The organism is Paenibacillus sp. J22R232 (assembly GCF_056269165.1).
The window spans coordinates 132,026-157,321 of sequence record NZ_JBWDNK010000005.1 but is presented as its reverse complement, the minus strand read 5'-3'; the positions used below and the strand labels follow the sequence as shown (position 1 = coordinate 157,321).

The window sequence follows — 25,296 nt, the reverse complement described above, 5'->3', positions numbered from 1 at the left end:
AAAATCATATTTTTTGCATACGATTTGCTTACTATGACATAAGAAAATCAGGTTATATTAAAAGAGTAGAAAATTGAGAAAAATAAAAGCCGTCAGACATATGCTGGCGGCTTTTACCTGTTGATGGAGGTGACAGTAGATTGCACGTCTTGATTTATGGCTTAGAAGTGAAGGACATTCCACCACCGGCTTACCGGCTGCATGTATGCAATGACCAGAAAGAAATGGAAAGTATGCTCTTGAAAATGACGGTATCTCTCATTGTCATGCCAGAAGCACTTGCGCCAGGAATGATGGAGCGATTGCGTGTATTTGCATCCGAGATTACGATTGCGGTTGTGGTTGCAGAGAATAACCATGAGAACGCAAGGCGCTGGACGTCACAAGGCATAGCCTGGGTTTGGCCAGCGACCAATTGGGAAAGACATTTAAAACTCACATTTGATACACCAGAACCGGAGGGCGTTCATGCAATCGGAATGGAGCCTGCAGCTGGGCAAGCAAATGATCAACCCACCTTGCTTATTGCGGTGGCAGGAGCGTTTGATGGGGCAGGGAGCACGCATCTGTCCTTTGCCATTGCTACTTATTTAGCCAAGCAAGGTAATGGCAAAGTGGCACTCTGGGAAGCCGGACGAAATCCATGCTTCGAGTACCTGGCGTTCAATCATACCGGCGTGATGAATACGAAGCCGAGGTTTGAAATGGACAAGGTGACCTGTTTCAAAGGCACGGCAGATATGGATTGGGTTGAATCGTACGCTGAACAGTTTCGTTATTTGATCGTGGATCTGGGGAATATCAACACAAGTGAGCATGCCAATCACTTCTTTCGTGTGAATATACCGGTCTTGGTCGGATCCGGCAGCAGCTGGCGGCAACGGGAGCTCGCTCAGCTGTGTCGAAAACATATCCATAAACCACAAGAGAAGTGGAGAATTGTATTACCAATGGCATCAGAAGATGCAAGCGATGAAATGGCAGAGGCACTGGCAGGGCGTCAAGTCATGGCTTTGCCCGTTTGTGATCCGTATCATTTATCCGATGAAGCCGAGCAGGTAATCGAGCGTATCCTGAATATCGCTGTCCGGAAACAAAATCGTTTTTTTGGTCGTTTAATGAGGCGTTAGGAGGCGAAGGAGTGAGTTACTATTTACGGTATCAACCCATCGTAGATTTGACACAGGAACTTGCAGTGATTGGCTATGAGTCCTTTGTGAGTGGATCCAGAGGAGAGTCACCGGCAGTACTATTTCGTCGTTACGCCAGTCAAATTGTCCGTTTTGATAAGGAGCTCATGCAACGTGCCATGAGCGAAGCTTTGCCCCTGCTAGAGCGTCATCAACTGCTATTTTTGAACGTACACCCCAAAACGCTATTAGCTGGCTTGCAGTTGCCTGAAAGGCATACGGATCAATTGGTTTTTGAGATTATGGAGAGTACGATTTATAGTGCGCGGATCAAGAGACAGCTGCAGCAGCTGGCCATGCAAGGATTTGCCTTTGCTTATGATGATTTTGGTAAGCGCAATGCGAATCTGGACCGGTTCATTCATACCGCCTTTCAGCCTTCCTGGATCAAACTAGACAAGGCCTTTATTGCAGCCTATGCCGCGCCTCACGTACCGCTCATCATTCGTTACACGTTAGAGCTCTGCGAGCTGCTAGGGACGCAGCTGATTGTGGAGGGTGTCGAATCAAAGGAGCAGTTGGAAGTGCTACAGTCCTGTGGTGTCCGTTACGCACAAGGCTACTACCTAGGCTTACCGCAATGCGTCATCAACGGGAAACAAACGGGATCTAAGCTGCCACTACAGATTGTAAAATAAGCGATTTGCTCGTATAAGGGTGAATCGTTTTTTTTATGCAAAAAAATGGAGAGAGGAGGTGAATACAATGAACAAAGCAGGACATGTGGCATTAGGTGTGGCTGCCGGATCCGTGCTGCTTTCATTCTTGCCACAAACAGGCGGACATAGCGCTTCACCGGTCATCTACCTGATAGCCGTAGCGGTGGGGAGCCTGGCACCGGATCTGGATCACAAGACGAGCACGGCCAGCAATCTCATTCAGCTCTCCACTCAAAATCGAAGATTAGCACAATCACTTGGCTTATTATTTCTTCTCCTTGCAGCTGCGCTCTGGGGGTTACCTAGACTTGGATTAGAGCTAGATGCAGGTTGGGCGCGAAGTGCTCCGCTATGGGCTGCTGCTGGCGCTATGGGCTTTTTACTGGCTAAGCTGCGCAGCCTGGTCTTACTTGGCGTAGGGGCCTTATTACTTGCGGCATACGCGATGTATGATTGGCACTGGTTCACAGCTCTCGCAGGAGGGGCGCTGCTCATTTTGCCCATGGTTAAGCATCGAGGGATTATCCATACACCAGAGTTTGCGCTCGCGCTTAGTGTCGGCGCTTATGCCTACGCGCAGCAAAGTGAGCTCTGGATGGTACAAGCCATGAGTATGGGGCTGATCGTGGGCTGGTGGGCGCATTTAATAGGTGATCTCTTTGGCCGTGAAGGAATTCGTTCCTTATTCAGTAAACGACTCCATATTGCTTTGCGACTTTTTGATAACGGGGGAGCCGGTGAGCGTTTAGTATCGGGATTGTGCTGGGGAATTAGCGTCATATGCTGGATGCTCTTTCTCATGCAGGTCGAATGGCAAATGGAGGCCTTACTCTCTTCCATCCTATGAACTCCTATAAAACTCCTATAAAAACGAGGAGCTTTTTGACTGAAAACCAAGAACACGAACAAAATTCCTATAAAAATCCTACAAACGAAAGGTGTTTTTAACCGTGAAAATAAAAAAATGGCTGGTTTCGCTGCCACTAATGCTGATGATTTGGATGCTGCCGGTAATGGCCTATGCAGCGGATGATAACCCCATCACTAAAATTAAGCAGTATTTTAAATTTGACTGGAAGATTCTTGATGGGCTAGGTTTTGCGTTCTACATCATTATGGTGCCGGTCACCCTAATGATCATTTTCTTACTTGTGTACAGCCTTTTTGATATTATTCGATTTGGTATTCGCGTAAAACGAGGAAAAGCCAGTATGGGTGACAAGAAGTTTTGGATCGAGAGCGGTGTTGTTTTTCTCATTATCTTTTTCTTCTTCTCTGGCCTTTTCCTCGACTTCTTGGAGCAAGTGTACACATGGACGAGCAGTCAAGATATTAGCTCGACATCGTAATGAAGGTCATTGCAGCTGAAACGTCGGGATCCTACATCAAGAAAATGAAAAAAATGTATGCCATCGATGTAAGCCAGCTTGGGGTGCTGGAATGGGTGCTCGTTATTGCAGGGACGTTTGCGACACTGATTTCAACCATCGCCTTTGTGTATTGGCTCTATAAAATCATCCATTTTTTATGGATGGTTAAGCTGGCTAAGGCCAATCTGAATGATTCGAAGTTTTGGAAGAGAATGAGCGTAGCGCTCATTCTCATTATGCTATTTATGACCTCTGGGCTCTTTGCTATTTTAGAGGGCATATTTAATGTTTTACGGAAAACGGGGTGGACGATGTGAACCAAGGCTTATCCTATACCTATCTGGCTGCTGCAGTGGAAGAGCCGAAAGAGGAGGACAGCAAGTGGTTTATTCCGGATTGGGTGAACGATCTGGGTGGACAATTACGCGATATCACCCAGACGTTCGGGGATCTCATGAGCGGAAAACTCATTAAAGATGCAGTGGATGGTGTTGTCATCGGATGGACAGATGAATTTCTGGCACCGCTCTATGGCACCTTTGCGAAGAGTTACTTGTTTACGCCTCATATTGCGGAAATCAAAGCGGTATTTGTCGGTTGGTCCATTGTTTCTTTGATTAGCCTTGTTGCGCTGCTGGTCGGCATTGGGATGCTAGCCATTCAAATCATAAAGGGTAAAAAAGAGATGGGGCAATTGCTCAAAGTGTTCTTATGGAGCTTCATCGCTGCGGGCATTAGCTTAACCGTCATGAATTTTATTAATGTCGGTTTGAACTGGATGACGCAATTATCGCTCGCCGGAATTATTGGGACGTCCGACATTACCTATCAAAATCTAACCGGAGAAGAGATCTTAAAGTCTTTGGTCATCGGTATCGATAGCGTTTCTAATCCTGCTTATGCAGGCATGTCCCTTGGACAGCTCATGGCCGAGTCGGAAGGTGGCATTTTTGTCCTCATCTTTGATGTCATGGGCATTATCGTCCCTTCCTTTTTGCTATCCATGATGAAGAGCGCCATTGTCATTGTCATGGCCATTTTTGCAGGGCTATGGATTGCATATACGGCTTACTCAGGTAAATTGGAAACGCTCGTCGGATTCCTCAATATTTACACACGAACGTTGTTTGCAGGCTACATCATGGGTGTGTATTGGGCGGTATTTGTTAAAACGCAAACGGACTATGGGGCGGATATTGGATTTATGTCAGAGGTTGGCATACACCCCGCGATTGCTGCGCCAGTCACAGCCTTTGGATTGTTTGTGCTCTTATTCTTTATTTGGTTGCGTCCAGCCTGGAGAGCTGCAAAGATGCCTGTTCATCTAAATGGTGGCCAAGCTATCGAAGCGTTAGGCACGCTTGGAAATCGATCTTCGATGGCGCTCAATGCCATGGGGAAACGCTTTGGTAATGAAGCCTTGCAACGAAAGGGCCTAAGCTGGTCACAATCCAGTAATCGTGTAGCCGATGTGGGAAGGCGTATGCAAGAGCGAAACGTGCAGAAAGCGCTGATGAAATCGATGCTTACCGGTGGCGGATCAGAAGCACTGCAAGGCGTGAAATATGAAGCGCCTGCCGTGTGGGAGCATCGTACCGGCAGCGTCGTTATGCAAGAAGCTGGCCAAGTGGTTACGCACCAGAGGCTAAATCTACTTGATATCCCTGCACATGAGCTGGAACATAAGCTGAAGCCGGAAGGCTTTGAGACAGGGGCCGTCATCGTAATCGATCAAGAAAATCGCGAGGCCATGGCGACCATGGTCGACCGTTTGACGGAAACTTACGGCAAAGGTGTAATGTATCATGCAGGCACTGGTGAGATGCTCGTTGAGAAGAACGTTAGATCCGTGTTGCGTGACTTGCAGGAGTCGAACATAAAATCAATGGTTAATCACGGCTACACCAAGAATGGTGTCTTTGTAGATACTGAAAAGCAAGATATCCGGCGCTTTACAAAGACACCGGAGAGCAGGGAGACACTGGATGCCCTGCAGGAACAATTACCCATCTATACCAAAACCAATCTAAACGGAAGTGAGGCCATATCGGCTTACAATCAGCTGATGACGAAAGAGAAGCAATACCCGTGGGTGAAGCAATTGAAACTCGAGGATGGTCAGTTATGGATTCCGGAGTTAGACATGCCGGAAATTGTACCGTTGCTGCAGAACCTGCGCACGGAAAGCACTTCTTACGTGCGGTTTGATCTGCCAAAAGGATCTAACTACCTGACCGATCTAGACCGCCACATGAAGTCGCAGGGCGACGAGGAAATGCTTGCAGGCTTGGAGACAAACATAACGGACAATTATATTATGGTCCGCGAATCTCAAGCGAAGCGCCTGGAGGAAGCCCATAAACAATATCGGGAAACCAAAATTCCGTATTGGCGGACTATGTCAGGCAAGATCATGGTCATTATGGATGGAATGCCGGTGGATCACGGGCAACAGCCATTAAACGGGATGGACATGGGCAGTTTCGAACAGCTGCAGGCAGACATGCTGCGAAAACATGAGGGTAACCACAAAAAGAAAGGAGGGAAATAGGTGGGGGAAGAGCTTAGCCAGCAAGAGAAAGAGCATGAGCTATTAAGTGCTTATTTTATGGGAGATATACGTGAGGATATTCAGTATCTAGGCCTCACCTTTACCGATATCGCTTGGATCATTGGGAATACGCTCTTTGGAGGCGGATTCCTTTTTTTATTGCCTCTGCCGTTTTGGATTAAGATTCCTGGGCTCTTCCTGATCTTTGTCCTCTCCATATTCGGCCGTTTATTTTCATGGTCCTATCGCCGCCGCCGCCGTTTTCGGTATATGCGGCAGAAAGCGACAGGCCTCGGTGAAGAAACGGAGCAGCTGCTTGGTGCGGAGAGTGACGGTTGGTTTTATCGCAGTGGAAAGATGCTGCACATGGTGATATCCATCCATGCACATCCCTGGCATACAGCCGTATTTAATCAAAAGAAACAGCGAATCTACGGATACGAACAATTTTTACGGGCTTGTGCGAGTGAAGGGTTTGAAGCTTCTTTATCTGCGGAGCAAATCGCGGATTATCAACATGAACTATGGGCGGCAAAAGCGGGTAAGCCCGTAGCCTCCGAAGGCATGGCGGAGCTCAAATGTAACCGCATTACGATGTGGCGAAATATGGCTGAGAATGGGGAGGCCAAGCGCAGCGTATATGTGCTTCGATTGTCGGTGATGGAATACCAAATCGACTCCCGTGAGCGTGATGATGAGTCGGAGGAAATGACCAAAGAAGAACGCAATCGCTATCGCATGGTGACGGAGCTTCGTGAAAAGCTGCAACGTGTACTGGATCCGCTGACAGCATCCGGACACGAGGTAACGATCCTATCCGGTTTCAGCGTTCCTGAGCTTATTGGGCGCTGGTGGGATCCGGTTAGCTGGGATAACTGGATGGCAGCGCAAGGGGACTGGGAGCAAGAGGATAACGTGGTGGTTTCGTTAGCGAAAGGTGAGATCGATAAGGAAGACCATGCAGAAAAAGCAACAGATGAAGAAAGAGAAGAAGCAGAAGAAACAGAATCATCCGATATGGACCTACTCCCGCGTAAACGTGTTTTAGCGGCTATAGCTGCCTTTCTCATCGCTGCTGCTGGGAAAGTGGGTTCAGGGCTACGGTGGACAAGCCGTACGTGTTACCACCTCCTAAAGCGTTTGATTCAAAGGAAACCTAGCGTGGAAGTCACGGACGAAAGCCAGCAAATTACCGATGTGAGCGCTGCGGATGAAACACATGACGAGGAGCTGCCACAGCTATTTTCTCTTGAAGGGATCTTGTTCCTTACTTCACCTACACCTACGGGAAAATCATTTTTAGCTGCGAATATGGCCGTTGCTCATAGTGGGGAGCGCGTGACGATATCGGTTGTGGATTTGTCCCCTGATCGTGGCACCCATACCTATCTCAATCCGCTGCGAATCACGAGTGATGAGCCTTGTTGGGAGGCTTGGACGTCACGCAACGCTCCTGGTCTTACCTTGTGGCTGCCGAGTGTGGAAGAGCGTCCAGGTGTTGAAGAAACGATTCGTTTGCTGCGCAGGCTTGCAGAGCAGGGGCCAGTCTTGATCGATTTACCCTATTCACATCCTGGGCGTTCGGAGCTGCTGGCGATTGGACATGCCATTGCCATTGTGGATGCGGATTATCATCACTGGCTGCAGTGGGAACAAGCAGCTGCGAGCTGGGAGGGCAGTATTTGGCTCAATCAATGCGAGGATGCGATGACCAGTCATATGGCTTCGCTGATAAAAGAAAAATGGGGATTACGTGCCGCGCTAACCTTTCCTTATTTTTCTGAAGCAAGCCGTTGGCTTTTTCAGGGTCGGCCCTTTGTGTTAGATCCTAAAGTCGTTTCTCATTTTATCCAGGTAGAGGAGGAGGAGTCCACGCATGTTAACCGAAACAAAGCGGCTAGTTAAAAATTGGCGCAAGGACAAATCAGAAACCGTTGTGAATGTCATCGATGGTAAAGACGATAAAAGTGGTCACTTTGTGCGCATTCTGATGATTAAAGGCTATCCGCCTGTGCTGCTCACCGGATACCTGGATAAACTGGACGAATTGGTGCAAAAAGAAGGCGCAACACTGCGAAAAACCATTCGATATGCGACTAGTGATGTGACATGGAACATGTCCTTGAAGAACAAACTGAACCGGTTAACGGCTTCCATTGAAAAGCAGAAAGAAGATGATCCGGCACGTAAAGCGGAGGTGCAAGCCAAAGAAACCATTTTATCCTTGCGGGATGCGAAGCAGCAAGACAATCGGAAGTTACTTGATGTGCTTACCTATTTAACGATTACTGCGCCAAAGCGGCATCAACTTCACGCCGTGGAAGTCAAGCTGAAACTGTGGTTCGATGAACTGGATTGTGAGCTGGATAATCTGGAATACGAGCAGCTGGAGGCTTTGCGTCAGACCAGTCCGATCTTTGACCCCTATACACCTAATAGTGAGTTTTTTAATAAAAAGCATTATGGCCATGTCACCACAGACACGGCAGCTGCGCGAACGTATCCCATGACACGAGGCGGATCCAGTGACGGACAAGGTCCTTATTTTGGACGCCGAACGGAAGACGGATCCTTTACGTTTATTAACATTTGCGATCCCAATGATCCAAGAGCTCAAAATATTACGGTGTTCGGGAAGACCGGTCAGGGAAAGTCGTATTTTCTGAAAGCATTGGTCGTGTCCTTACTTGAGGAAGGGATTCACGTTTTTGTTTTTGATCTGGACGGTGAATGGCGCGACCTCTGTGAGTATGTAGGCGGCGTGTATATCGATCACACTGCTGACCAAGGCCGCTATTATGAACCGCTAACCATCATGCCTGCGCTGCCTGAAATCGATTCGGATTGTATAAACTTTAACCGCTCAAGAAGAGCCAAAGCCATTGATAATGGCGTTCGCGCCTTATCCTTGCTCGCAGATGGACTCACGAAATCGGAGCTCTTTGAGGCAGGTGAAGCGATCAAACGGGTACTGGAAAAAGCCGGCATACAAAAAGAAAAAACGGAGACCTGGGATCCGCCATATTCGGGTGAGCGTCCTACCATCCACCGTGTATTTGAGGAAATTCAGTTGGAATCGAAGAGTGGAAATCCAGCCGCAACAAGCTTGTATGATGGTGTAAAGATCTACTTTATCGGGATCTATGACGGTATTTTTCAAATTGAGGAGCCGATCACTTTTCAGAGTACGAGGTTTACGGTCTATAAGGTCGGCAACGGGCAAACAGACAGCGATGATAAAGATGAGCTGGCCAAGCAAGCACAGCTTAAAATGTCGATGGCCATCGATGTGGTGAATTCCAATATTCAATGGCTTAAATTCGAGGGGGTTCACTTTTCCGCTGTTCTCGTCGACGAAGGCCAACGGCAAACCAAAAATCCAGAAATGCGACGTGAGATCTTCTCCTGGTATACGGCTATCCGGAAATGGAACGGCATGATGATCCTAGGCTCCAATACACCAGCGATCATGCTCGATACAGCAGAGGGCGAGGGCATGTGGGAAAACACCAGTGTTCGCGTCTATTTTTACATGGAGCAGTCCGCCATTCGCAAGCTTGCTGAGCACTCGAATGTGCCGATGGAGATCCAGGAGCGCATATCCCAAAACGAAGACACGAATCAATACATCCTGGAGTATCACAAAAAATACGATGAGCTGGTTATGGTCGTACCGCCAGAAGAGAGCGCCTTGTATAAAACGCGCGGTCTCAAACAGGCAGGGTAGGTGGAGGGATGCAAGGAACGATCTCCAAAACCGTACAGACTATTAAACAAGCACAGACGGCGTACAAGCTCATTGTCTTTCTGGGCTCACCGGCTTATGTGGCCATCCTTATTTTTGTCGTACTGATCGCGCTCATTATCCTGCTCACCATGCTTCCCTTCCTCCTATTTGCAGAGGAGGGGAGCTTGAACTACGAAGGCGCAGTAGGAAGTTCATGGGGACCCATTCAGCTTGATGCGGATGGGAGTAACTATCAATGGCCCGTGCCGTCCATTACTAGAATTACTTCCTATTTTGGCATACGTAATATTGGGGATGGCGCAGAGGCACATGGCGGTATTGATATAGCAGACGGTGCAGCAAACACTGAGCTGCAGCCGATCTATGCAATCGCTGCTGGAACCGTGACGATAGCGGGGACGCTGAGCACCTATGGACAAGCCATCTATATTGATCACGGTGGGGGATTAACCAGCATTTATGGACACCTCGATACAAGGATGGATGTAAAGCCAGGGAGCGTAGTCAACAAAGGGCAGCGGATCGGACGAATTGGTGCAGGCAAGGTGGGGCGCTCAACAGGACCCCATTTGCACTTTGAAGTGCGCGTAAACAATAAGCGTGTGAATCCGCTAGATTATGTGCAGCCAGTCATCCAGGTCTCCAATGAAATCTCCTATCGAGCGCTAAATCTGGAACTCGCTAATCGCTACTTAGTGAGTAAAAAATCTGCGCTTGCTGATCGCTCGATATTAGGTGCGATTGATCAAGCAGGAAAGGCGCAAAACGTAGACCCCATGCTCTTACTTGCGATCACAGGCCAAGAACAATCCTTTGTACCGATCACCAAAAAGTATGCGGATTTGATCGTCAAAAATCCGTGGAATGTGTACGGCTGCTGGTGTAGTGGTAAAGGGTCCACCTTGAGCACGGAGCAATCCGCATTGATCGCTGCTAAGACCATTGTGAAGCTCTCGCAAGATCGACCAAGCAATCGGAATGCGATTGAATGGCTTAGCGCAAAAGATAATCCAAGAGGCTATTACGCAGCGCATGGTGGTTGGTGGATTGGCGTTTCTAAATTTTACAATGTGCTGCTCAATTTAAAGGAGTGATTGTTCATGTATACCATCGTGCTGCTCATCGGCTTAGCCCTGTGGTTTTTACACCGGCAAGGAAACAACTTCGTTATCCCCAAATGGCTATGGACCGTGTTGGGTTTATTTCTGATCTTTATGATCGTGAAAAATCTGAATGATGTCTTTGATTTTGCGAGTCACGAAGCCTCGGAGTGGTGGCCACTCGTAAAAGAGAATGCATACAAATCGAGTGAGCAGCTGCGCGGCTTTGTAAAAACCATGATGAAAGGAGATGGATGAAGAGATGGAGGGTGGTGGGAAAGGGAAATCAGGTGAAAAAGAAAGCTTTGCGCAGTATTTAACGCGGATATGCGGTATTACCCTGGTGGTTTGTATTGGACTTCAATTTCTAGATGTACCGGAGGTCATTTCGCTATTTGCCCTGCAGCTTATCCGTTATGTGGCTTTGTTGTTTGGTGTGTTTGTTGTACTTCCTGCAGCGCTGCAGTACCTATGGCGCAACCGCTTAAAGGGCTTGAGCAAATTCCGAGAATGGCGGCAACAAGAGCGACCGATCAGGATGGCAGTGAGCGCATCGAATGAGCAGTCAGAAGCGCCAGCTGTAGGGGGTTATCCGGTTTCGACGCACCCTGTTATGATCGCTCCGACTGGCGTCAAAACTACAGGACTACTAAGCGCTCCTTATGATCTGTTGCCGGTCAATCCGAAGCCGCATTCCACGTCCAATTTACAAGTGGAAGGGGCTGGCCAGCTGATCTCGGACGCGCTGCAGCTGGCCGGTATTCCACTAGAGGGCGAAATCGATATTTTAGCGGTGGAGAGCGGACCGACTCTGCAAACGATCTCCTTTCAATTACCGCCAAAAGTGCAGCTCTCTAAATTGATTAGCAAGAAAGAAGACATTGCCAATCATATTGGCCATCATATGGGGTTTGATGTGACCTCGGCACCTCAGTTTCGCAGCGCAGCTGCTTTTGTGGTGCCGCAAGCAGACCGCGCTTTTGTTTATATGCGGGATATGGCGGAAGAGCTACAGGCATTCGCAAGCAAAGCTGCTTTGCCCGTGATTTTTGGTTCGGATATTCTTGGCAAGCCCATGATTCGTGATTTGACTCGCATGCCGCATCTGCTTGTAGCCGGTGCAACCGGTTCGGGGAAGTCCGTTTTCATTAATACGATCATTAATTCTCTCGTAATGACGCGATCACCAAACGAATTGCAATTGCTGCTGATCGATCCGAAGCAGGTTGAGTTTACAGTTTACAGAGGGCTGCCGCATTTGCTGGGATCGCCGGTGTCGGATATGCGAAAAGCGATGCTTGCTTTGAATAAAGTCATTGTCGAAATGGAACAACGATATGAAAAATTTGCAGAAGCAGGCGTACGAAATTTAGGAGCCTACAACAGCAAGAACAAGCAGGAAAAGCTTCCCTACATTGTCGTTATTATTGATGAGTATGCGGATCTGATGTTGGTTGCCGGTGAAGAAGTGGAGGACGGTGTACAACGAATAACCCAAATGGCCCGTGCAGCCGGTATTCATTTAATTTTGGGGACACAGCGGCCGAGCGTGAATGTGGTAACAGGCGTCATTAAAGCGAACCTACCTTCGCGAGTAGCTTTCCAGCTGCAAAGCGCAGTTGATTATCGGACTGTCCTGGATCGAGGAGCTCCACCCTTATTAGGATTCGGGGATGGTGTATGTATGCTGCAGGGGGCTTCTCTTCAACGCTTTCAATCCGCAGCCACGAGCGCGAATGATAACGAAGCGACAGCGTTAATAGAAGCTTTGAAAGATTACTGGTCCACGAATAGTAGTAAACAGCATGACTGGTCCGCGCAAGCGGAGGAAGAGGAACCTAGTCCGCCTTCAGATGATGCGAATCCACCATGGGAGGATGATGACCAAGAAACGGGTGGAGAGGATTCGGAAACAGAGGAAGCAGCGCAGCAGAGTACCACCGGTAACAACCGGCTGAGTGAATATGAACAGGTGCTTGCTGTTGTTCAAGAACATGGGGGATTCTCCATGGAGGTCGTGCAGCGTAAGCTGAAAATTAGCTATGCAGCAGCCACAAGGCATATTGAACGGATGCTCAGTGATGGTGTCATTGGTCCTTTCGATACGGCTAAAAAGATGAGGCCGCTCATTCTTGATGCTGGCGCACAGCAAGAACATGAGCAAGCTATGGTCCTCCAGAAAATGAAACGTTATATCTGCGAACATCGATCCGCTAAAAGCTCTGAGCTCCGAGAAGTGTTTTCCATTCGAAAAGAAAAGGTGCTGGATTATATGCAGCAGCTTGTTGATGAAGGATTTTTAAATCCACCCGAAAACACGAGAGCTGGTTATACATTAGCCTGGTCAGAAGAGCAAATGCAGGCGTTCCACGATGATGAATAAATGGGTTATAAGAGTCGGATTTATTGGTTCCCGATCATTGGTTCCCACTAAAATGTAGGGTATGAGATTAGCTGAGAGTCCCCATTCTATATGGGTTTTAAGTCTTTCCGAATTGGGAACCAATGACGGGAACCAATGATGGGAACCAATGACCGGAACCAATAGAGAAATGTGATTAATGAAAGGTGGTTTTAAAATGAATGCTGCTAAATTACCAACGAGTAAAGACGTAGATATGGCAGTGATGCATTCGGCGGAGGCTTGTAAAGCTAAATCTCATAAACTTGTGCTTAGCGAAATCAATCGTAATATCATTGATGAAGTGCTTGAGATTTATGAGCTCAAGACTGTTTTTACAGAACAGGGAGTCTCGATGCCGAATAAAATTCTAATGTATGGTCCTCCAGGATCGGGAAAAACCATAACGGCGTATTATTTAGCGCACATGCTAGGGCTGCCGCTTATTCTCGTGCGCCTGGACACTATCATAGGGAGCTACCTGGGAGAGACGGCAGGGAATATACGTAAGATATTTGATTATGCGATCAAAACGCCTTGTGTCTTCTTTTTGGACGAGTTTGATGCCATTGCGCGAAATCGAACGGGTAACAGAGATGTGCAAGAAATGTCTCGTGTGGTCAATACGCTGCTGCAATGCCTGGACGAGTTTCAGGCCGATAGTATTTTACTGGCAGCAACAAATTTAGACGAGGAACTGGATACAGCAGTTTGGCGGCGATTTGATACAAAGATGAAGTATGAAGCGCCAACGGCTTCCGAACGACGGATTTATACACAAAAGCTATTCGACAATTATGAGAAAAGCCAGCTGATTGATGATATCGCACATGTGTTTGCGACATGTAGCTTTGCTGAGATGGAGCAGATCTATATGAAGGCAAAGCGTAAGTCGATTTTGAGAGCAACAGCTATTACGCTTCAGCACATCGAAGAGGCCAAAGAAGAGTACATGGGGGACCGGCTGTAAGGCTCAATTTCTTTGAGTGCTGCTTGGTTTTGTGGTATCGTTAAGACATGAATGATTTCATAAGGGAGGCGATCTCGTTTGGAGAAGAAGTCCAATGAATCGTTGAAAGACCGCTTAGCGGTTGCCAATCAGAAGGTTGACGCGCTGCTGCCGGATATCTGGTCGCAGGCTGAAGAAAACTTAAAGAAGCTTGAAGAAGATTATTATAACAATCCAATAAATAAGGGGATAAGAGACTAAGGTGCATCAACCTATAGTCTCTTTTTATTTGTCCATATGAATCATAATCGCGGGGATGTTTATTTAGTGTTATATCCATTTGATGATGGCGATAAGGAAAAGCTCAGACCAGGTATTATTTTAGATACAAAAGATAATCGCTCCATTGTTATAAAAGTGACCTCGCACGAAGAGCGCGGGAGCGATAATCGGGACCTTGCTTTAGTATACTGGCAATCAGCTGGACTGCAGAAGCCATCGGTAGCTCGTTGTGCGATGTATGTGCCGCTTGATCATCAAAAAATTGATAAGTATCTAGGTACATTGCATCCAGAGGATTTAATTAATGTGTTGGCACATTTTTATTAATAATTCAACTTTTGCAGCTTGAATTATCGAAAAAACCCTTGATATACAAGGGTGAATCGGCTATTCACCGCTGGATTGATCTTTCAAATCGTGTGATGGATTGTAATCATACTTAAAGAGTGTTGAGGTTTGTGGGATAACATCACCCTACTAAACACCCAATATTTTATAAATGGTTCATAGTCTATTAAATAACCGGTAATTCGTCCATGCCTTATATAAGTAGCTCACGTACACTGAACCATCTTTATAGGGAGGTGTCGTTATTGAGTTGTCCAGATAAAAAAAAATCGTGCAGGAAGAAAACCAAAATTATTTGCCATCCAAAAGGAAAAAAAAAGAAACGACGTCTTCTAGTTATTAATAAAACACTGCGTGTAAAGTGTCCCCCACTTCAAGGTCAGCAATTACTTCAAGGAATTGGGGAAGCAATTACAGTAGTTGGACCTCAAGGACTCGCGGGAGCTCTGGGTCCCCAAGGACTTATGGGACTTGTAGGAGCAATAGGCTTACTTGGCCCTCAAGGATTGGCAGGACTTGCAGGAGAACTTGGCGCAGCTGGATTGGCAGGACCAGCAGGACCAGCAGGAGCAACAGGAGCAACAGGAGGAGTGGGACCCGTAGGACCAGGAGGAGTATTGGGCTATGCAGATTTTTTTGCCTTGATGCCTCCTGATAATGCAGCTACTGTTGCTCCCGGCACGGACGTAAGTTTTCCGCAAGATGGTCCAATCAGTGGGGCTGGAATTGCCCGTATAAATGCGAGCTCTTTTAACTTGGCTACAATTGGCACTTATCAGGTTTTGTTTCAGGTAGGCGTAAACGAACCGGGTCAACTCATTTTAACACTCAACGGCGCTGACCTGGCTTATACGGTGGTCGGGCGTGCAACAGGAACTTCTCAAATAGTAGGAATGGCTCTTGTGCAAACAACGGTCATTAATTCAGTACTCACAGTACGAAATCCAGCTGGCAATGCCGCGGCACTCACGATCACTCCATTAGCTGGAGGAACAAGACCAGTTTCCGCGCACCTTGTTATTACGCATATTGCATAGAAGGAAAGAAATGCAGTTACGCTAGCGGTGAACGAACAAAAATGGAGCAGTTTGCTACGGCAGCTGCTCCTTTCTTCTGAAGTTTCTCCAATTGGTTTGTGAAAATTACGGATATTTGAGATAAATAAGGAGTTGTAACTGTTGAAGAAAAAGATATTCTATTAGAATTAAGCAAAGTGGTTTAATTGGTGAATTTGCCATTATTGCAACTTGATCCCCTTAAAGAAAAGGATTCCTCATTAATTCAGCTGAAGAGACAGCCCGGCTATCTTTCTCTACCTCTGTACTTTCATCCACAATTTGTTTTTGATAATGATCGGTTTGAATAATTGATGTAGGAGAATAAATGATTTCATCTTGCATTACAATCGTGAATTTCCCTTTTCCGGGTATAGAAACTTGACATACAGAATTATCTTTGTTCATGTTTAACAACAGTTTCATTAAATCATCTATTTTTTTAACTTCGATCATATAAATCACCATCCATTGTGTGATTATAACCCATTTTCCATAACTCTTTCTCCATTGTCATCCTACGGATTTACTCCTATTGCGAATGGACGCGCTCCCACTGGAATGGACGCAATCACCGTATTGGATACACCATTAATCACAGAAACGGTATTATCATCCTGATTTGTTACATAAATAAGATTGGTTAATGGATTGGCTCCTACTCCGTTTGGATTATTCCCGACTGGAACGGTAGCGATCACAGTATTTGTTAATCCTCCAATTACAGAAACATTATCAGTATCTCGATTTGGTACGTAAATAGCGTTCGTTGACGTATTAATTCCTACTTCAGCTGGAGTAGTACCGACCGGAACGGTAGCAATCACCGTATTGGTTAATCCATCAATCACAGATACACTGTTACCCGTGAAATTTGATACATAAATAAGATTAGTTAATGAATTAATACCTACTCTAAATGGATTAACTCCAACTGGAATTTGGGTAATCACGGCATTCGTTGCTCCATTAATTACCGTAACGACATCAAAATTAAAATTTGCTACATAAATACGATTGGTTAATGGATTGACACCTACTCCTGTTGGAAGGGACAAACCTCCTACAGGAATAATGGTAGCGATCACTGTATTGGTCAATCCGTCAATTACGGAAACTGTGCTATCATTGAAATTTGCTACATATATGGCATTGGTAGCAGTATTAACGCTGATTGAACTTGCACCATCACCAGTAGGAACGGTTGCAATCACCGTATTGGTTATTCCATCAATGACGGTAACATCACCACTATTCAAATTCCCTACATATATTCGGTTAGTTAATGGATGGACGCCTACTCCCGCAGGATTTACTCCAACAGGAATGGTAGCAATTACAGTATTCGTTACACCATCAATTACAGAAACATTATTACTATTAAAATTGGCTACATAAATACGATTGACTGATATAGGTTCTGCAGGGCCTGTAGGCCCTATAGGCCCTATAGGCCCTGTAAGCCCTGTAGGCCCTGTTGTTCCTGCAGGTCCGGTTGACCCAGTTGGTCCTGCTAATCCAGCTGCACCTAGCACTCCTGCAAGCCCTGCCAATCCTTGAGGGCCAAGTGAGCCTATTGCTCCTACAAGTCCCATAAGTCCTCGGGGACCCAGAGCTCCCGCGAGTCCTTGAGGTCCAGCTTCTGCAATTGCTTGCGCAATTCCTTGAAGTAATTGCTGGCCTCGAGGTGGGGGACACTTTACTCGCACTATTTTCTTAATAACTAAAAGACGTCGTTTCTTTTTTTTTCCTTTTGGATGGCAAATAATTATGGTTTTCCTTTTGCACGATTTTTTTTTATCCGCACAACTCAATAACGACACCTCCCTATAAATATGGTTCAGTGTACGTGAGCTACTTATATAAGGCATGGACGAACAGCCAGTTATTAAATAGACTAAAAACCATTTTTAAAATATTGGGTGTTTAGTAGGGTGATGTTATCCCACAAACCTCAACACTCTTTAAGTATGATTACATCATCTAAATCATAATCCAGAGGATTTAATTAATGTACTGGCACATTTTTATAAATAAGAAAGAAGGCCGATCCCGTTGAGGATCGGCCTTCTTCATAAAATTAACGGAAAAGAGCTGATTTTATGCAAGTTGTTGATGCTAATCATGAAGTTCTCGCCAAGTTTTTAAGAATCAATGAGAATCTCGTAAAAGTATGGAGTGATCGTAGTATGACGGTGGAGCATGATGATATCCATGATTATAAAGTCAGTCGTAGAAAGCTTAATTACGGTCTTTTGATTGGAACGATGGATGGCTATAACATTTACAAAAACTAATGGGGAGGAGTGGCTGAGGTGAGAACCATGGGGCAGTTATTATTCATAGTGGTCAATGGTCAAAAGGGCTTAATCGATTACTGCAGTAGCTATTGATGCTATAGAGTTGACGAAGTATTATCGGCGAGTTAAAGAATGAAGACTTGTAGTAGAAGAATTTAGAAAAAAAATGAAAAGCGCTTGGATAGTTAATCCGAGCGCTTCTCAGCTTAAGAGTACTTGTTAATCAATTTACTAAAAGTGGATTTGCTAGGTCAACAGTTGTGTAACCATAAAATTCATCATTGGGTATAGCATGAATCTCTAATTTTAGTATATTTGTCACATCGATATTTACTTTTTGCGGCGCAAGCCCTTGAAAAATAACTCCTTGCCAAAGCTCATTACCGTCACCAATTATTTTTACTTCTTGTTGCTTAAAAGAATCACTATTAGTATCTATACCTAATAAAAATGAAAAGGTTTTGTAAGATGCATTAAGGTTGTACTTAGCGATTGCAGGATCACCATAGCTTGTTATTGCTATCCCTTTGTATCCTACCCCATTCATACTTAAATCGGAACGAACTTTTATGTTTGCATAAGTACCATCAAATGAATATGCCGACAAATCAGATAAATATTTAAATTGCTTTCCTTTAAGCTGTTCATTCCCTAAATGAACGGATTGGTTTTTCCCATCCCACTCTATTGGCATACCAATCATGTCTGAAATTAATCGTACTGGAAGGTATGTTGTTCCTTTATAGACAAATGATGCAGGAACGCTCTCCCCGTTATTATTAAATTTGTTATTTAGTGGTGTGGTCTCAGTTCCATTAACAACAAACTTTAAAGGAATAATATTCACGTTAATATTTGTAGCTGCATAAGAAATTCCCGTGAAAAATATGGCCCCTAACAGAAAACCAGATGTTAAGTATTTGATTTTGCTAACTTTATTCAAAGATATCTCCCCTTACTAGTGTTGTTTACCATTTTTCTAAATCTTCATTTTTTTTATATCGAAATATGTAGCATAAACATCTCCTTTGTGTGACATAATTCGATATTTATACAAAAATATCCTTCTTTATTTTCAGTCTTCAAGTTTTTATTTTGCTTGTCGTTTAAAAAGAATAAAATAATCAATACATAGCGACAGTCTAGGACAACTTTTTATCGTCCTTGGCGGTCGCTTTTTCATTTTCTAGGGTCAGGCTAAAAATATCTCCATGCTAAAAAAAGCGATCAGTAAATTAGGATGGTGATCGCTATGACTTGGGTATGATCGGTTAATAAAATGTGGATAACCTTGAAAAATCATCATACTTTTTGCTTACGATTTGCGTACGAATGCGATAAAAAACCTTGCTATGCTTGTGTTAGAGAAAAGAGGTAGCACGATATGAAAAAGGAGGGTGGCGGTTAATATCTGGCCAATCAAGAAGCAGTAAGTAGCGCTCAATGATCGCATGAACGACATGATAGTTGTTGTTTTAACAGCGATCATGAGATGCAACAAGATTTTCGGTAGGTGATAGGAGCTGACGATAGTGAATGAGATTGCTATGAGCGATGTAGCGAAACGACTACAGATGGCGGAGAGCAGCTTGCGTCGTTGGCTCCCGCTGTTAGAACAATCGGGTTACGTTTTTGAGCGGAAAGAGAATAACCGCAGACAGCTCACGGAGCAGGATATTGTCGCGCTCTCGGAGCTGAAAAAATTAAGCCAGGTCATGACGCTGCAGGAGGCTTGCCAGCGAGTGGTTCAGCTTATCCCACAAGGGCAAAACGCTGATCGAGGGCAAGAGGAACAGAAGTTTGAACGATTATTGGCTCAATTACCAGAGGCCATCTACTGGCAAGGGGTAGAAGAACCGCTTGCGCAGCTGCGCTCACAATGGTTAAAAGTGAAATCTTCCTAATGGAGAGGAGAACGAGATGAAGTTAAGTCTGAAGAAAATAAACCGGCTGCTGCTCTATCTATTCGGGATGACGGCCGCGCTCGTATTGCTTTATTTCTTAGATACCAGATGGACAGTCATGGTGGATACGCAGAATGTGGTTGTGGCGTCCAAGCAATTACTGCCGCACGAGCCGATTACGGAGGATGATTTGATGATCGTTCGCATCAAAGAGGATTACGTGATCACAGGCGCGATACCGGCAGAGGAAGCGCATGTATTAGTCGGCCAAGAAGCGCTTCAGCTCATTGAAGCAGGCGACCAAATGACGGTTAATCGTGTGGACAAGACCTCGCTACTTAGTGTACCAGGGGCAACCGTCGTGGAATTACCGGAAGATTGGATTTTATCCGTACCAGGCAGTTTGCGCAGACTAGACCGCATTACGATTTTTGCGGTTCCTAGGGATGAAGATAAGGTAAATCCGGAAACGGGCGTATCCGAACCTCTATTATCCCAAGCAGAGAAAGTGGCGGAGGAGATTGTGGTTGCTTACTACAAGGATGCCGGATCAAATGAAGTGAAGAATGCAGAGGAAAACGCTAATCCCAATGTACGGGTAGATGCAACCGTTCGAGGCCGTAAGCTGGAGCTCCAACTGACGCCGGATCAATTGAAATTACTATCCGAGAAGGCAGCGAGCGGTTATCAATTTATAGTGGGGTACGGATCATGAACATTGGATTCCTTGGAAACGATCAAGAACTCAGTCGGCAATTACGCCAAATTCCGCAAGCGGAAGCGGTTTTCACCTTGCAAGAAACGACTCAAATGGATCTGATAAAAGAAACCTTCAAGTCATGTGATCTTGTGCTCCTATCGGATCGGTTGATTCAGCCGCATGAGCTTGAAGGCATAGCAGAGGTATTGGCAGACAAGAAGCTGCTTTATCTGCTTAGCAATAAAGCAGATGCCGGTGTGACAGAGGAAACGGTGCTGGTATGTCAGCGGCTAGCTATCGGAGTGAATCGGCCGAAGCGAACCGTCGCACAAATCGTCGAATTGATTTATCAGCGCTATATGGGAGTCTCACCGACAGTGAAAACGGGTGGGCAAGTGATTACGCTAGTTGGATCCAAATCGCAGTCCGGACTGACCGCCAGTACGTTCGCTCTGGCAGATGAAATCGGTAAACGGATGGATAGGAAAGTAGCGGTCATTGGTCTGGATGCTTTCTCGCCTGGTGACTCCTTTATGACGTATGCAGGCAGCTACTTAAATAATCTGTACACCCAGATTAAAGATGGTGGCATTTTGACACCAAATGAGCTTGTGGCACATATGCATCAAGCCAAAAACTTCGCGTATTTGGCAGGTAATGCGGATCCGACGAAACGCTATCGGTACACGTCAGAATCGGTAGCCCATGTGGTCGCATGTGCGAGAGAAGCTTTTGACGTCGTGCTCCTCGATGCAGGATCCAATCCAGACAATAATCTTTGCCTACAAGCTTTGCTTCATGCGGACTTACGCATTCTCGTAACGACTCAGCACCCAGCAGCACTCGTCAACTGGAAGCGATATGAATCCTTAATTCAAATGGTTTCGCAAGATCAACAGCTATCTTTTATGCTGCTCATTAATAAATGGTCTAAGCAATGGGGGGATACCAAGGAAATTGGACGTAGCCTGGAATTACCGCTTATTGGGTGGCTGCCTGACCTAAAGGATGATGGCATGTTATGCGAAATGGAGCGCCGGTTACTCACGACGGTTGATCATCCAAAATATGCAGATCAGCTGCAGCGTATGGTTGATTTATTACAATCCCGTTTTAGCTGGCCAGCTCGTAACGAAACCGCGAAACGTCCATGGTTTGGAAGGAGAGCAGCGCAATGAGTCAATGGCGTGATCATGATTTTCATGTGTCAGAACTGGAATCTGAAATAAAAACGGGCGTTCACCAGTCTATTGATCAAGTCCCAAGCACTCCGACCATGAGCGAAGATTTCAAATCACTATGCAATCAGATCCAAAAAGCCTTTCGCGATAAAAATGAAAAGCGTTCGGATAAAGATATGAAGAAATGGCAGCTGCTGCAGCATGAGGCAGTTATCGGGAAGCCGGAGGCCGTACAGTTATTTAAAGGTGAAATCGAAGAGTATGTCCGGTTGAATCAGCTGCAGCACATCAAGCAGCCCAGCCATTATCACTCTCTCGTGGAAGCGATATTCCAGCAAACCTTTGGTCTAGGACCCATATCTGTATGGAAGACCCATCCGAAGTATCCCATTTCTCAATCAGCTCGCATCATGGGCCGTAAGATATTTTTTGATATCCCTGGTGAACCGGCACTTCAGCCATTTGGCTATGAGTCGGAGGAGGAGGTTATCGAGAATATCATAGAAAAAATCCGGATGAAGGATGAGTTTTCACATGTGAACAAATACAATCCAAAACTCGAGCTCGATCTGGAGGATGGGACACGGGTGACGATTATGATTCCGCCGCTCGTTCGTCGCCCTACCATTATTTTTCGGAATTACACCATGCGCGCTCCGGTATTAGAAGACTTTGTTACATCAGGGAGCATCCCTGCAGAAGCTCTTCTATTGCTAAGGGGATTCGCTCAATCCCTGCTTAATCTCATCGTTTCAGGTGAGGTAAGATCCGGTAAAAGCACATTGATTAAGGCCCTTTATGCGGAAAGACGCAAAGAGGGCAAGGTAGCTGTAACCATCGAACGCGGTCACTCGGAGTTAAAATTGAGTGAAATTCACGAAGATGATCAATTGGTTGAGTTTGTCGTCAAGAAAGATGAAGATTACGACCAGGTATTTGATCTTGTTCTGCGCTCCGATTACGTTTTTGCCATCGTCGGTGAGACACGTAGTATCGAGACGGAAATTTTCCTTATCGCGTGTGAAAAGGGAAAAGGCGGTTCCATGACGAGCTACCACACGGAAAAAATCGCAAATATTGCAGGCCAATTGGCACGTAATGTGCTCCAGCGGTTTCCGAATCGCCAATATAGCGAGGAACTGATTCGCGTAGCGGAGAACGTGCATCTCGCACTGGTGATGAAAGAGCGAGAAGATGGATCCAAAATGCTGCTGAGGATCGCGGAAATTAGGCTAGATTCGTATACCTTTGAGGTAAGCTGCCACGATATCATGCGCTGGGAACCGGAGCAAAACAGTTGGACGTATTGTGATGATCTCTCGCCGGATATCAGGCGAAAAATGAAGGAAACCGCGCCGAATTATGCAGAAGCTGCTTTTTCAACCCTTACACGGTTAGCCAGTCAAAAACCAATGATTGGACCCAATGTGGAATACGCATTGAGTAGCCGTGAGGAGGGTAGTGCATGATTGCACAGTTAAACATATCGGTTGAAACGCTGTTAAAAGCCGTCCTCATGTTAGCTTACGCAGGCTGCACATTCGGATTCGTTGGTGGGATGCAATCGGTGTTGTTTCGATCATGGAGCGTACCCACTTATCTGGATACGCCGCATGTGAAACATAAAGCCGAAGAAGAGAAAACGTTCGGTCATCTCGAATTATTGCTGCGATCAACCAGCAAGACCTTCCACCGAAACACCATCAGCCAATTTTTTACGATAAGTCTCGTGTTGTTCGTGATTGTCTATGTGGTGTTACTGCTTGGTTTTAGTGGGGGAGAGTTTTTAAGCTGGTGGAACAAACGAGCATTTGGTTTTGCTGGCTTGACCTCTTTGCTGCCGTATGGCTTACGCCGAGTAAAGCTCTATAACCTCCGACGTGAAAATAGTTATGCCTTAATCGAAGCGTCGGAGCTGCTCCTGCTTAAATATCGGAGCCCAAGCAATCAAGGGGATTTATATCATGCGCTGTATGACACCACGAATGAGCTGCAGGGGACCATGAAGCGAGCATTTAGCAGCTTAGTGACCATCCTGCAGCTGCAGGGGAAAATGGCGATCCGTGAAGGCGTAGCGTTATTTACCTACCAAATCGGGAACAGCTGGGCCAAACAGCTCGGTGTGTTGTTCACAAAAGCAGCGAAGGAAAACAGAGATATTAGCCGAGCACTTGAAAAGGTGCATACGGATATGCAGGAATCAAAGCGGATCGTAGAAGCTGAAAAATCAGAATATATGGACTCGATCATTATGGGGTACTTTCCACTCGTTCTCGTCCCCGCATCGATTTTTGGGATTAATCAAATGTTTGAAGGTGCCATTTTTCGTGTCTTGTTTGACGATCCAAAAACGCTGCAAGCTTTAATGTTATGTATCGTTTTTGTAGTGGTTGGCTTAGTGACCTCGCTCATTTTGTCCAAGCCTAAAATTGAGGTGTAGCCGATGCTTATCCATGTTGGAAAAATAAGTATATATATTGTGATGTTGGTTTCCCTATTGTTCTTTATACGAGAAGTGCTCTACGTGCGGCGCAGGAGCCCACCCCATTTACTGCAGCAGCTTGCATCGTTTGTACGTGGTCAGAGGGGACGCATGACAGACCTCTATCACGATGAGGAGCTAGACGCTGCCTTCACATTCGCGGGATTTTTAAAGAGCGGCTCTGCCTGGCAGTACAAGTTTTATCGTGATGTATTTTTTCTAGCAGCCGTTATACTCTTACATTTATTTTTCTTGCTTTATCAGGAGTATCCGCTGAAAGGCATGATGATTACAGGATTGCTCTATATGTTGACGCTAACCGGTACTTCGTTTGCGCCAGGACGCATGTTCTTGGTGATGGCCGGTAAGGAGAGACAGAAACAAAAGGGTGATGAAGTTATTGATTTGTATATGCTCATCTTCAACGACTATCAAGCGGAGAGCAATGAGCATTACCAAAGCGTGTATGCCAAGCTAACCGAATTCAGGGTGTTCACAAAAGCACTTCGCACCGATCTAGACCGGCTTTTACTCGATTTGCCCGTCATTGGTTCGAAAGCATTCAAAGATTTCGGCCAGCGGGTGGGAACGAAAGAGGCAAAAACACTGGCAGACTTGCTTGAAAAAATCAATGAATCAAACCCCGAAATGGCTGTGGATCTGCTCGATAAAAACTATGATACCTTTCTTGATTTCCGGAGACAGCGGCGAAAGCAGCGCTTGAAGGTAAACGGATATATCGGGCATACCGTGGTCTTTATGGCCATCATATCAGTTATTTATTTCGTCAACGTGGCTACGAATGCGTACAAAAATATTCTGCTTGATGCACTGAACTAAAATACAAAGCCCCTGAAGGGCCAAAGGAGAGTTTCCACATGCAAAACGCAATCGCAACAGTTATCTTACTTGCCGCAACCATTATCTTGATTAGTTTAACGGTATTCGCAGATGATGGTACATTTGGCGACGCAAAGACGCAAAAAGAACGTTCCCATGCGATTACAAACAGCGTAACCATTCCAACACAGCTGCCATAAGAAGGAGGGTTGCCAGCATGTCTACACGGACATGCT

At 45.7% G+C, this 25,296-nt stretch carries 26 protein-coding genes; 23 read left to right on the top strand and 3 right to left on the bottom strand.

Features of this window, described 5'->3' with window-relative positions; translation table 11 throughout:
* The first annotated feature begins 140 nt into the window (after nucleotides 1–140).
* From AC0YN3_RS17135 to AC0YN3_RS17065, 15 genes are all read left to right on the top strand, one after another.
* The gene (locus AC0YN3_RS17135) at nucleotides 141–1,130 is read left to right on the top strand and encodes a hypothetical protein (protein WP_475776217.1); all 990 of its coding nucleotides are present in this window, start codon (nucleotides 141–143) and stop codon (nucleotides 1,128–1,130) included.
* An 11-nt stretch (nucleotides 1,131–1,141) separates the two neighbouring features.
* The gene (locus AC0YN3_RS17130; protein ID WP_475776216.1) at nucleotides 1,142–1,828 is read left to right on the top strand and encodes an EAL domain-containing protein; all 687 of its coding nucleotides are present in this window, start codon (nucleotides 1,142–1,144) and stop codon (nucleotides 1,826–1,828) included.
* Nucleotides 1,829–1,895: 67 nt separating this feature from the next.
* A complete protein-coding gene (locus AC0YN3_RS17125; protein WP_475776215.1) occupies nucleotides 1,896–2,696 on the top strand; it encodes a metal-dependent hydrolase in 801 nt (266 codons plus the stop codon).
* 103 nt (nucleotides 2,697–2,799) lie between these two features.
* Nucleotides 2,800–3,198: a hypothetical protein gene (locus AC0YN3_RS17120; protein ID WP_475776214.1), complete on the top strand. Its 399-nt coding sequence runs from the start codon at nucleotides 2,800–2,802 to the stop codon at nucleotides 3,196–3,198.
* A 44-nt stretch (nucleotides 3,199–3,242) separates the two neighbouring features.
* Nucleotides 3,243–3,536 (top strand): hypothetical protein, encoded by a 294-nt coding sequence (locus tag AC0YN3_RS17115; protein ID WP_475776213.1) that lies wholly within the window; start codon nucleotides 3,243–3,245, stop codon nucleotides 3,534–3,536.
* Nucleotides 3,533–5,770 (top strand): MFS transporter, encoded by a 2,238-nt coding sequence (locus AC0YN3_RS17110; RefSeq protein WP_475776212.1) that lies wholly within the window; start codon nucleotides 3,533–3,535, stop codon nucleotides 5,768–5,770. The genes AC0YN3_RS17115 and AC0YN3_RS17110 overlap by 4 nt, the downstream gene beginning before the upstream one ends.
* Nucleotides 5,771–7,675, top strand: coding sequence for a hypothetical protein (locus AC0YN3_RS17105; RefSeq protein ID WP_475776211.1), 1,905 nt, complete (start codon nucleotides 5,771–5,773; stop codon nucleotides 7,673–7,675). It begins immediately after the preceding gene.
* Nucleotides 7,647–9,497 (top strand): VirB4 family type IV secretion system protein, encoded by a 1,851-nt coding sequence (locus AC0YN3_RS17100; protein WP_475776210.1) that lies wholly within the window; start codon nucleotides 7,647–7,649, stop codon nucleotides 9,495–9,497. The genes AC0YN3_RS17105 and AC0YN3_RS17100 overlap by 29 nt, the downstream gene beginning before the upstream one ends.
* Before the next feature lie 8 nt (nucleotides 9,498–9,505).
* Nucleotides 9,506–10,612, top strand: a complete 1,107-nt coding sequence (locus tag AC0YN3_RS17095) for a M23 family metallopeptidase (RefSeq protein ID WP_475776209.1) — start codon at nucleotides 9,506–9,508, stop codon at nucleotides 10,610–10,612.
* Nucleotides 10,613–10,618: 6 nt separating this feature from the next.
* The gene (locus AC0YN3_RS17090; RefSeq protein ID WP_475776208.1) at nucleotides 10,619–10,876 is read left to right on the top strand and encodes a hypothetical protein; all 258 of its coding nucleotides are present in this window, start codon (nucleotides 10,619–10,621) and stop codon (nucleotides 10,874–10,876) included.
* A gap of 4 nt (nucleotides 10,877–10,880) precedes the next feature.
* Entirely contained in the window at nucleotides 10,881–13,001 is a 2,121-nt protein-coding gene (locus AC0YN3_RS17085; protein ID WP_475776207.1) for an FtsK/SpoIIIE domain-containing protein, read from the top strand.
* Between the two features lie 196 nt (nucleotides 13,002–13,197).
* The gene (locus AC0YN3_RS17080) at nucleotides 13,198–13,989 is read left to right on the top strand and encodes an AAA family ATPase (protein ID WP_475776206.1); all 792 of its coding nucleotides are present in this window, start codon (nucleotides 13,198–13,200) and stop codon (nucleotides 13,987–13,989) included.
* A gap of 78 nt (nucleotides 13,990–14,067) precedes the next feature.
* Nucleotides 14,068–14,229 carry a hypothetical protein gene (locus AC0YN3_RS17075; protein ID WP_475776205.1) on the top strand — a complete coding sequence of 54 codons (162 nt, stop codon included), beginning with the start codon at nucleotides 14,068–14,070 and terminating at the stop codon, nucleotides 14,227–14,229.
* Nucleotides 14,230–14,265: 36 nt separating this feature from the next.
* Nucleotides 14,266–14,577: a type II toxin-antitoxin system PemK/MazF family toxin gene (locus AC0YN3_RS17070; RefSeq protein ID WP_475776204.1), complete on the top strand. Its 312-nt coding sequence runs from the start codon at nucleotides 14,266–14,268 to the stop codon at nucleotides 14,575–14,577.
* A gap of 266 nt (nucleotides 14,578–14,843) precedes the next feature.
* Nucleotides 14,844–15,635 (top strand): collagen-like protein, encoded by a 792-nt coding sequence (locus tag AC0YN3_RS17065; RefSeq protein ID WP_475776203.1) that lies wholly within the window; start codon nucleotides 14,844–14,846, stop codon nucleotides 15,633–15,635.
* 219 nt (nucleotides 15,636–15,854) lie between these two features.
* Here AC0YN3_RS17065 and AC0YN3_RS17060 read toward each other — a convergent pair whose 3' ends face one another.
* Nucleotides 15,855–16,109 carry a hypothetical protein gene (locus AC0YN3_RS17060; RefSeq protein ID WP_475776202.1) on the bottom strand — a complete coding sequence of 85 codons (255 nt, stop codon included), beginning with the start codon at nucleotides 16,107–16,109 and terminating at the stop codon, nucleotides 15,855–15,857.
* Between the two features lie 62 nt (nucleotides 16,110–16,171).
* A complete protein-coding gene (locus AC0YN3_RS17055) occupies nucleotides 16,172–17,467 on the bottom strand; it encodes a beta-propeller fold lactonase family protein (protein WP_475776201.1) in 1,296 nt (431 codons plus the stop codon).
* Nucleotides 17,468–17,755: 288 nt separating this feature from the next.
* On the opposite strand from AC0YN3_RS17055, the gene AC0YN3_RS17050 reads away from it, so the two are divergent.
* Nucleotides 17,756–17,950, top strand: a complete 195-nt coding sequence (locus AC0YN3_RS17050) for a hypothetical protein (protein ID WP_475776200.1) — start codon at nucleotides 17,756–17,758, stop codon at nucleotides 17,948–17,950.
* 226 nt (nucleotides 17,951–18,176) lie between these two features.
* Here AC0YN3_RS17050 and AC0YN3_RS17045 read toward each other — a convergent pair whose 3' ends face one another.
* Nucleotides 18,177–18,896, bottom strand: coding sequence for an NPCBM/NEW2 domain-containing protein (locus AC0YN3_RS17045; RefSeq protein ID WP_475776199.1), 720 nt, complete (start codon nucleotides 18,894–18,896; stop codon nucleotides 18,177–18,179).
* 589 nt (nucleotides 18,897–19,485) lie between these two features.
* Between AC0YN3_RS17045 and AC0YN3_RS17040 the strand changes: the two genes are divergently transcribed.
* From AC0YN3_RS17040 to AC0YN3_RS17010, 7 genes are all read left to right on the top strand, one after another.
* Entirely contained in the window at nucleotides 19,486–19,857 is a 372-nt protein-coding gene (locus AC0YN3_RS17040; protein ID WP_475776198.1) for a hypothetical protein, read from the top strand.
* A gap of 16 nt (nucleotides 19,858–19,873) precedes the next feature.
* Nucleotides 19,874–20,572, top strand: a complete 699-nt coding sequence (locus AC0YN3_RS17035) for an SAF domain-containing protein (protein ID WP_475776197.1) — start codon at nucleotides 19,874–19,876, stop codon at nucleotides 20,570–20,572.
* Nucleotides 20,569–21,735 carry a CpaE/TadZ family protein gene (locus tag AC0YN3_RS17030; protein WP_475776196.1) on the top strand — a complete coding sequence of 389 codons (1,167 nt, stop codon included), beginning with the start codon at nucleotides 20,569–20,571 and terminating at the stop codon, nucleotides 21,733–21,735. Before AC0YN3_RS17035 ends, AC0YN3_RS17030 begins: the two co-directional genes overlap by 4 nt.
* A complete protein-coding gene (locus AC0YN3_RS17025; RefSeq protein WP_475776195.1) occupies nucleotides 21,732–23,207 on the top strand; it encodes an ATPase, T2SS/T4P/T4SS family in 1,476 nt (491 codons plus the stop codon). The genes AC0YN3_RS17030 and AC0YN3_RS17025 overlap by 4 nt, the downstream gene beginning before the upstream one ends.
* Nucleotides 23,204–24,178, top strand: a complete 975-nt coding sequence (locus AC0YN3_RS17020) for a hypothetical protein (RefSeq protein WP_475776194.1) — start codon at nucleotides 23,204–23,206, stop codon at nucleotides 24,176–24,178. The genes AC0YN3_RS17025 and AC0YN3_RS17020 overlap by 4 nt, the downstream gene beginning before the upstream one ends.
* 153 nt (nucleotides 24,179–24,331) lie before the next feature.
* A complete protein-coding gene (locus tag AC0YN3_RS17015; protein ID WP_475776193.1) occupies nucleotides 24,332–25,060 on the top strand; it encodes a hypothetical protein in 729 nt (242 codons plus the stop codon).
* A 38-nt stretch (nucleotides 25,061–25,098) separates the two neighbouring features.
* Nucleotides 25,099–25,260, top strand: a complete 162-nt coding sequence (locus tag AC0YN3_RS17010) for a hypothetical protein (protein WP_475776192.1) — start codon at nucleotides 25,099–25,101, stop codon at nucleotides 25,258–25,260.
* Nucleotides 25,261–25,296: the final 36 nt, after the last annotated feature.